The sequence below is a fragment of the Secundilactobacillus similis DSM 23365 = JCM 2765 genome, from assembly GCF_001311075.1.
In the GTDB taxonomy this organism is placed as follows: domain Bacteria; phylum Bacillota; class Bacilli; order Lactobacillales; family Lactobacillaceae; genus Secundilactobacillus; species Secundilactobacillus similis.
This window is the reverse complement of record NZ_BBAD01000030.1, coordinates 26615-34880: the sequence shown is the minus strand read 5'-3', so window position 1 is coordinate 34880 and position 8266 is coordinate 26615. Positions and strand designations below refer to the sequence as shown.

General features: G+C 41.8%; 9 protein-coding genes and 2 pseudogenes. 3 read left to right on the top strand and 8 right to left on the bottom strand.

Annotation, left to right across the window (positions count from 1 at the left end; all coding sequences use genetic code 11):
• The 7 genes and pseudogenes from JCM2765_RS08405 to JCM2765_RS08380 form a co-directional block, all read right to left on the bottom strand.
• On the bottom strand, positions 1-713 hold a 713-nt coding region (locus JCM2765_RS08405), incomplete at its 3' end, for an NAD-dependent epimerase/dehydratase family protein (protein WP_054735995.1).
• A 2-nt stretch (positions 714-715) separates the two neighbouring features.
• Positions 716-1404, bottom strand: a pseudogene (locus JCM2765_RS19275) (sugar transferase).
• On the bottom strand, positions 1405-2178 hold the full coding sequence (locus JCM2765_RS08395) for a tyrosine-protein phosphatase (RefSeq protein ID WP_054735993.1): 774 nt from the start codon (positions 2176-2178) through the stop codon (positions 1405-1407). It abuts the pseudogene before it with no gap.
• A 17-nt stretch (positions 2179-2195) separates the two neighbouring features.
• Entirely contained in the window at positions 2196-2915 is a 720-nt protein-coding gene (locus JCM2765_RS08390) for a CpsD/CapB family tyrosine-protein kinase (protein WP_054735992.1), read from the bottom strand.
• 11 nt (positions 2916-2926) lie between these two features.
• Positions 2927-3568 carry a YveK family protein gene (locus JCM2765_RS08385; RefSeq protein WP_225352039.1) on the bottom strand — a complete coding sequence of 214 codons (642 nt, stop codon included), beginning with the start codon at positions 3566-3568 and terminating at the stop codon, positions 2927-2929.
• Positions 3565-3783 carry a Wzz/FepE/Etk N-terminal domain-containing protein gene (locus tag JCM2765_RS18135; protein WP_225352038.1) on the bottom strand — a complete coding sequence of 73 codons (219 nt, stop codon included), beginning with the start codon at positions 3781-3783 and terminating at the stop codon, positions 3565-3567. The genes JCM2765_RS08385 and JCM2765_RS18135 overlap by 4 nt, the downstream gene beginning before the upstream one ends.
• A gap of 280 nt (positions 3784-4063) precedes the next feature.
• Positions 4064-5058: pseudogene (locus JCM2765_RS08380) on the bottom strand (LCP family protein).
• 706 nt (positions 5059-5764) lie between these two features.
• On the opposite strand from JCM2765_RS08380, the gene JCM2765_RS08375 reads away from it, so the two are divergent.
• On the top strand, positions 5765-6151 hold the full coding sequence (locus tag JCM2765_RS08375) for a hypothetical protein (protein ID WP_054735989.1): 387 nt from the start codon (positions 5765-5767) through the stop codon (positions 6149-6151).
• A gap of 96 nt (positions 6152-6247) precedes the next feature.
• Here the strand turns inward: JCM2765_RS08375 and JCM2765_RS08370 are convergent, their stop codons facing one another.
• Positions 6248-7210: an ROK family protein gene (locus JCM2765_RS08370; protein WP_054735987.1), complete on the bottom strand. Its 963-nt coding sequence runs from the start codon at positions 7208-7210 to the stop codon at positions 6248-6250.
• A gap of 137 nt (positions 7211-7347) precedes the next feature.
• On the opposite strand from JCM2765_RS08370, the gene JCM2765_RS08365 reads away from it, so the two are divergent.
• A complete protein-coding gene (locus JCM2765_RS08365) occupies positions 7348-7758 on the top strand; it encodes a hypothetical protein (protein ID WP_054735986.1) in 411 nt (136 codons plus the stop codon).
• Between the two features lie 151 nt (positions 7759-7909).
• Positions 7910-8191 (top strand): hypothetical protein, encoded by a 282-nt coding sequence (locus tag JCM2765_RS08360; protein ID WP_054735984.1) that lies wholly within the window; start codon positions 7910-7912, stop codon positions 8189-8191.
• Positions 8192-8266: the final 75 nt, after the last annotated feature.

Sequence of the window (8266 nt, the reverse complement as noted above, 5' to 3'; positions counted from 1 at the left end):
CTATCATTTATTATTAAAATTTGTAATGCCTGTATTACATCTTCAACGTATACAAAATCTCTGATTTGTTTACCATCCCCAAAAACAGAAAAAAGTTCACCGTTTTTGGTTGCTTCACTAATCAAAGATAATACTCCTGAATACGGTGATTTAGGATTTTGCTTAGGTCCATACACGTTAAAAAACCTAGTGCACACTGTTGGAATCTTATATAAAATCCCATAATCAATCACAAATCGTTCCGTAGCAAACTTATCTATTGCGTACGGCGAAAGTGGATCAATGGGTGAGTTTTCTCTCTTAGGTAGCTCGGGATTATTTCCATAAACTGCGGCAGAAGAAGCAAATAGAATTTTTTTTACTTTAAGCTCTTTAACTCTAATTGTTTCAAGAATATCAATATTGGCATTCTGGTTAATTTCGTGTGTTTCCAATGGACGTTCAATTGTATCTGCAACGCTTGCCACTGCAGCCAACAAGAATATATAGTCAAATTGCCAGTCTAACAATAACTGATTCATAAATTTTTTATCAGTAATCGAATGTTCAAAAAAATGAAGATGAGTCGATTGTGGTAAGTTCTCGACATTGCCCATCGAGAGGTCATCAACTACCACAATCTCGTTATCTTCAATCAATGCATCCGTCAAATTAGACCCAATAAAACCAGCGCCACCTGTAATCAGAATTTTGCTGTTCTTTATTTTATCCAAAATTAACGAGCTCCTTCACCTGTAATAACAGTTTTAATTGTTTCAAAAAAAAACGTGTGCGTCCATTTTCAAACCGAAATGATCAATATAATAACAATCTAATTTTGCCTTCTGACCGGGATCAATATCATAACCGCCATGAACTTGAGCGTATCCGCTTAGGCCTGGCTTAATTCGTAATCGTTGCTCAAACCCCGGATATTCATGAGAGAATTCTTCAGTAAACTCTGGACGTTCTGGACGAGGCCCTATTAAACTCATTTCACCTCTCAAAACACTCAACAATTGAGGCAACTCGTCAATTCTTGTTTTACGCAAAAAATGACCTACTCGGGTTACCCTTGGATCATCCTTATCAGCACTTTGCACCATGTTTTTCAGCATCTATGTACATGGAACGTAGCTTGGTTACCTTAATATGCTTGCCCATCAATCCGACTCTAACTTGGTGATAAAATGCAGGGCCTTTAGATTCAAGTTTAACAGCAATAATTGCCACTACGACTAATGGTAAAGTAACGACAAATAGAATTAATGCAAAGCAAAAATCAAACATCGCCTTAAACGGTAAGTAACCCGAGTGCACTCTACCTTTGATTTCTTCACGATACGTTTCAATTACTTGTTCTTCGGCATGATTATTTGTGACTTCCACTTGCGGTTCCTCCCTATACTTCTTCCCTAATATCATTTAAAACAACCCGAACCGCTTTTTCTTATTACTCTTCACAGGTTCAATTCGATGCGGTGACACGGCGTCCCCATTAATAATCGCCTTCGCATTCTCTTCAAACTCGTTTGCTAATTCGCTGCCAAACTTCATCTGCAACTTACCAAAAGCCTCTCGCATCTCATATTTTCTGCCAGGTAAATCATGTGCATCCGACGCAAATAAGTAACCTTGGCCTGCTGCAATTAGCTGTTCACTAAACGCCTCAACTTTTTTGCCAAAGGTCCCAACGTAACTACTTGCGGTAATTTGAGATAAACATCCCTTTTCGAGTAACTCAAACAGTAGACTTGGATGTTTCATAATCTTAGTATTTCGCTCTGGATGTACAATAACTGGTACGATACCTCTCTGTTGTAACTGATAAACCATATCTGATGTATATGCCGGAACGTCATCGTCTGGAAATTCTAGCATTAGATATTGGCCTGATTCGTCAGCAAACAAGATATCATTCTCATCTAACGCTGTAAGTAAATCACCATTAATCCTTACTTCCTGACCAGGGAAAACAGTTAAACTTATACCATGGTCTTGTAATTCTTTTTGAAAATGTGCTGTTTGTTCTATGACCTCTGAGCGATGATTCATAAACACGCCATTCATATGATGTGGTGTTAGCAATGCATGCGTTATCCCGTTTTCGACAGCTTCTTGCGCTAATCTCAGTGAAATATCAAGGCTTTTGGATCCGTCATCCACACCTGGTAACAAGTGACAGTGTAAATCAATCATGAAATCATCCTTTCAGATTACTTTTCGTAGCCATATCCATAACCGTACCCATAACCGTTTTTAGGTGCTACATCATTCAATACATAGCCTAATAAGTTAGCATGAACCATTTCAAGCAATTCTACTGCACGTTGAACTGAGGTACGTTGTGCAACCCCCTGCCTAACTACTAAGACCACACCATCAACTCCAGCTGATAGAATCTGCGTATCTGTAACTGATAGCAAAGGAGGTACGTCAAGAATCACCATATCATACTCATTTTGAACAGTTTGCAGAAAATTCTTCATTCGATTTGAATTTAATAATTCTGCTGGATTAGGCGGTACCGGTCCACTTGTAATTACTGTTAAATTGTCAACAACGCTATCAACAGCAATTCCATGATAATCTTCATTATTTGCAAGAATCGTTGATAGACCTTGAGTATTCGTAACACCAAAAGTTGTGTGTAACGTTGGACGTCGCATATCAGCATCCACAAATAATACTTTTTTACCTTGTTGTGCCCAAGTGACCGCTGTATTGGCAGAAACTGTAGATTTACCTTCACTAACATCTGAAGACGTAAAAAGTATTGTCTTCAAAGTTTTATCAATAGATGAAAAATCAATATTAGTCCGGACTGTCCGAAATTGTTCAGCCACCACGTTTTTAGGCTCAACTGCGGTGATCAGTTTCACCCCGTTATCAATTGTATCAGTTGATAGCTTTTTCTTTTTACGAAATAACGCCATGATGTTCCTCCCTATACCCGAACTCGTTTATTTCTATTTGAAGATTGCTTTGAACTTGGTTTAACTGCTAATTTTGTACTACGCATCTTGATTGTTGCAATATGACCTAAGTTTGTTAAACCTAATGTGGTCAAAAATTCATCATCTTTAACTGTTGTGTCAGTCAACTCTTTAATAAACGCATAGCCCATACCAATCAACGCACCGATTACTAAACCAATCAACGCAATCAATTTAGTCTTAGGCGACGTTTTTTGATCCACTGGAACAGCCTTAGACACAATGGTAACGTTATTTACGCTCATCATTGTCTTGATTTTTGTCTTAAATACATTGGCGACTTGATTTGCAATTGCTGCCGCCTCTTCAGGGCTTCCACTTTTAACTGCTAACGCAAACACTTGCGAATTTTGTTGATTTGAAACTGAAATCGAACTTTGCAAATCTTCTACAGAAATATCATAAGCTTTTCCGGTAGTCTTAATCACTGCAGGTTTAGCAGCCTGTACTAACCGTTTCTTACCGGTATACGGGTTAGTCTTATAGACCGCCTTTGTCGCTTTTCGCACTACTTTTTCAGGATTAGCTAAATTGTGTTGCACTTGCTTCAAAATAACTTGATTAGTAATAATATCTTTGTATGTACTAATCATCTGAACATCAGCTTGCTGATTTTGATAAGCGAGTCCGTTATCAGCACTCTTTTTTGATTAACCAAAATTTGTGTCGTTGCTGTGTACTTCGGGGTCATTGCAAACTCTGAGATACCAAAAGCGATAATTGCAAAACCGATTGTGCTAATAATAATGAACCAGATATGTTTGCGTAAAATGCCAAACATTTGGCGTAAATCCAGGGTGCTATCCATGTTGATCCTCCGAACATTGGTTTTAAATTATGACAATATCATTAGCCATTATTTATCAGATTTAACAAAAACGCAAGGTAATCTTAAAATTTTAACCAAAATGATACATGCGTTTGTGATATTTTTTAACGTTCAGCTGGATAACATAACAGATATTTTACTCTAATTATATCATTCAGAACTACCCCACGCCGTCGATATCAGTCTCTATTTTTTTGTTTTTTTTACATAAAAAAATACTGACACTTGCATTACTGCAAGATATCAGCATTTCATCCAGTTAATAGTTAACTTGTTTTAAGTCTAAATTTGCTCTTAGTTCGTTCGATGCTCGAATTCGTTCAGTTGCAGAAACCACTTCAAATGACTGACCGCCAATCATCTGTCCTGAACCTTGAACGTGATCCGATTTAACATTTTTACCAGCATCTCGATAACTCATCGCTAATTTAATCATTTGTGACCGAGTTAAATCAGTTTGCATTTCGTCAGAGATTGCCATTAAGAAATCACTATTCAAGACAGTCTTGTACGAAATCGACTTCTTCATCAATGCTGAAATTACAAGTCTTTGTCTGGTTTGACGACCATAATCTCCTTGTGGATCTTCATGCCGCATCCGCGCAAAGTTTAATGCAGTATTACCATTCATATGAGTTGTTTTACCTTTTTTAAAGCTCGACCCATTATAGGTAAAAGTTAACGGCGAAGTAACATCTACACCACCAACTTTATTGATGGCCTTCTTTAGGCCGCCCATGTTAATCATGAAGTAGTAGTCGACAGGTACATTCAAGTACTTTTGAACTGTACTAATAGTCTCTTTAGTCCCGCCATACACATAAGCCGCATTAATCTTTGCTGGTGAATAGTTAGGGTAATCTGGTAAGTTCACTTCCATATCACGTGGAAGACTCATCATCACCGTTTTTTCGTCTTAGGGTTAATTGTCATCACGATGATCGTATCAGTCCGGCCTTTGTAACTCCGACCCAACGACCCCGTATCAGTCCCCAACAGCAAAATCGACACCGGTTTGGTTTTATCGATCACGGTGCTAGCCTTCCGCAGCTTGGGTGCGCCGGCGCTCTTGTAGATGACCTTAGAGGTTTCTGACAGTTTGTGCCAAGCGTATGCTGAGTATCCTGCAGCCCCTACAGCTAGGATAACTAAGATACCGATAATAACATTGCGGAACCGCTTGAGTCTGCGGTGGCGATGATGGTGCTTATGATGATGTTGATGCGTGTTTACATCTTTGTTTTGATCACTCATACTGCTCACTTCCCTAAACCGGCACTTCTCAACTCGAAGCACCAGCCTCCTTTACAAAATATAATAATTTCACCACTTATCTTTCCATTTAATTGGGTTGTCGTCAAGTCTGCGAGGCAATCTTTTCGAGAATTGGAACGTCAATGGGGTGTGATGGTGACGGAAGTATGTGGTCGGATATGTAGTTTATTTAATAGGAAGAAACTTAATTAATTCTTTATAATTGAGGTAGTCTGAAGGTTGTGTATCTAATGTTTTGAGGAAGTTTTAGGTTAGTGAGTTTTGGTAGTTTACGTTGTTGATTGAGTTACGCTGTTTCGGACGGTTAGTTTAGGTGTTGCTATTGCGCTATGTAAAATCTTTGCGACAATAGTTGTCGTAATGTTTCTCGCGTATTCATAGTTAGTATGGCTACTGGTAATTGTTGGGCCGATTGATTACTTAAGGTAGCTGACGATTGGTCTATTGATAAGTTTTTGGTTCAAACCGCTTTAACGAATGTGGGTAGTTTTTTAATCTCATGCTTACCGAGTATTAATGAGCCATTTAATGACGCAATGAGCACTATTACATCTTACTCCACTACTTTCCGGGATTACGTCCTGATAGTTGTGAATTTATCATGTTGTTTGGGACACGTGTCTGTGATTTAGCACTTTCGGTTATCTTCTCAATTTTGTATACTCGGCTCAAGGGGATGTGAAGGATGTCTAATAAACTGATTACTACAACACTGTCACTTGGAATTGCGTTACTCGCTGGAACTGCTAGCTTAAGTACTCCAGCTCATGCTAGTACGTGGCACCGAGGAATGCCTAAAGCGTTACGCGGAACATGGCGAGCACCACATGATAAAATTTTCCATTCAAAAATTGTTAACGGTGCCAATTATTCTCGGGTCTACTCTAATGATCCTGGCTTCTTGAACCGGACTAAGTACCGATATCTGGGCAATCACTATTACAAGGTAAGTGGGTACGAACCGATTTATAGCAAGTCCACCGAGGTTCGCTATTTCAAGTGGGTCAACCGTCATTACATTAAAACCAATAATCAATGGTCAAAGCACTACTGGATAACTTGGCGTAAGTAAATTTGCGTCGATCAATCACAACTCATTCAAGATATAAAAGGTCTGCAGCCAACTCGTCTCTAAGACGTATTGACTGCAGACCTTATTACATTAAGTTTACTTTTCCTCATGTTTTAACTTCGCATACACCCCAGCCCCAATCATCCCAGCCCAGGGCCCCAAATCAGCCATCACGATATCGCAAGCTTCTCGCGCCGTCTTCAGTGCGTGGGTGGCGACGATTTCTCTGGCGGGGGCCATTAACCGCTCCCCTGCTTGGGCAACACCGCCGCCAACGATGATCCGTTCTGGGTTATACAGGTTGATGGCGTTGGCGAGACCGTAGCCGAACTCTTCGCCGGTTTCTTGCATGACTTGTTTGGCCAGTGGGTCGCCTTCATCATAGGCTTTTGAGATCATGTGGGCGGTGAGTTGGCTGACGTCACCATTGACCCAATCAGTCATGATGGTGGTCTCGCCGGCTTCCAAGTGGTCTCTGACCGTCCACAGCATGCCCCTTGCCGACACGTAGCGGCCGAGGCAGCCCTTGTTGCCACAGGCGCACGGGCGACCGTGGTGGTGCATGCTCATGTGGCCCATTTCACCGGCGCTGTCAGAGCGCCCGTACTGCATTTTGCCCCCGGCGATAACTGCTGCGCCGAAGCCGGTGCCTAGGGTGACCATCAAGACGTCTTGCTTGCGGCGGCCGGCGCCGAACTGCCACTCGCCGTAGAGGTTGACGCGCACGTCGTTGTCGATGACGGTTTGGGTTTGGAACTCATCAGAGATCAGTTGGGCGACTGGCACGTTGGCCCAGTTGCTGAAGTTGGGCGAGAAGATGGACAGGCCCTTTTGGATATCCATCTGGCCCGGGACGCCGATACCGATGGTTTGGACGTCGTTGGCGCTGATGTGGTTTGTGATGAACAGTTGCTGGATGCCATAGCTCAAGTTGGCCATCACCGTGTCACTGTTCGTTTCGGATTCAGTTGGCACTTTCAAGCGGTCGATGACGCTCAAATCATCCGCCAACAAGCCCAGTTTAATGTTGGTGCCGCCTAAGTCGATACCAATGTACATTGTTGATCACCTCGTGAATGGAATCGGTTGCATTGATTTAGTTTGATGATACCACAACCCTGACAAAAAATATCATCGGAGGGTCGAGAATGCGGTATGCTTAACTTGTTAAATGCTGATTATTGGGGAGATTTTTGATGATGAAAACAGTTAGATTCGGGTTGATGATCACGGCACTATTGGGCGCTGGTATGATGGCACCCACTGTTGGCCACGCTGCGACTTGGCATAGTGGGACACCCAAGGTTTTGCAGGGAAAGTGGAAAACGAAGTCGTTTAGGCGGAGTCCGAATACCGTTAAGTTATCGGTTCATATTGGAAAAAGTCAAATCTTTGGTTATGAGGTCGAAACTTACCACGGACGCACGACGTTAGATAACGCCCTACCTGTAATCAATAAAGGCCACTATCGCTACTTAGGCCACCACACTTATTACATCACTGATTTAAAGTCGAACGGGATGTCTTCCGGTCACGTTAAGGTGAAGTGGTATAACCACCACACAATTAAAATTGCGGGCACGCCACACTACTATTACCGTTACTAAAACTGCCCCGTATTTTGACAAATTCAGCCAAATACCTCGTTATGTAGCTAATTACTACTTTAGTTGAATTTTTCAATCAAATTAATCGCTATCCCGGGTCTAACCCGCTATAATAGTGGTGACATTTGAGAAAAACTAGGAGGCAGCAGTCATGGCAATCACCACCAAGCAGCAGGGCGATGCAGTAACGTTGGCCGTTCCGGAACACTTCCACGTTGGCGCGGGGGTTCGCGTCGAGCCGAAGTTGCTCACGAACGGGATCTTTTATGAATTTGTACGTGACGATGATGTGTTAGACGCTGGTAGTCAGATCTTGCAGGACCTCCTGGTTGAGGGCGTACCCCGCGAACGGATGGTCAGTGAGTATAATCGGCGGAAACGCGAGGTGAACGCGACGATTCTGGCGTTGTCGCGGAAGGCGCGGGAGCAGTAAATTAGCAATTGGTTGAATGTTTGGGCGGGTTGGCTCGGACATTCTTTTTATTTTTATCAATCAGTCATCTTTAAT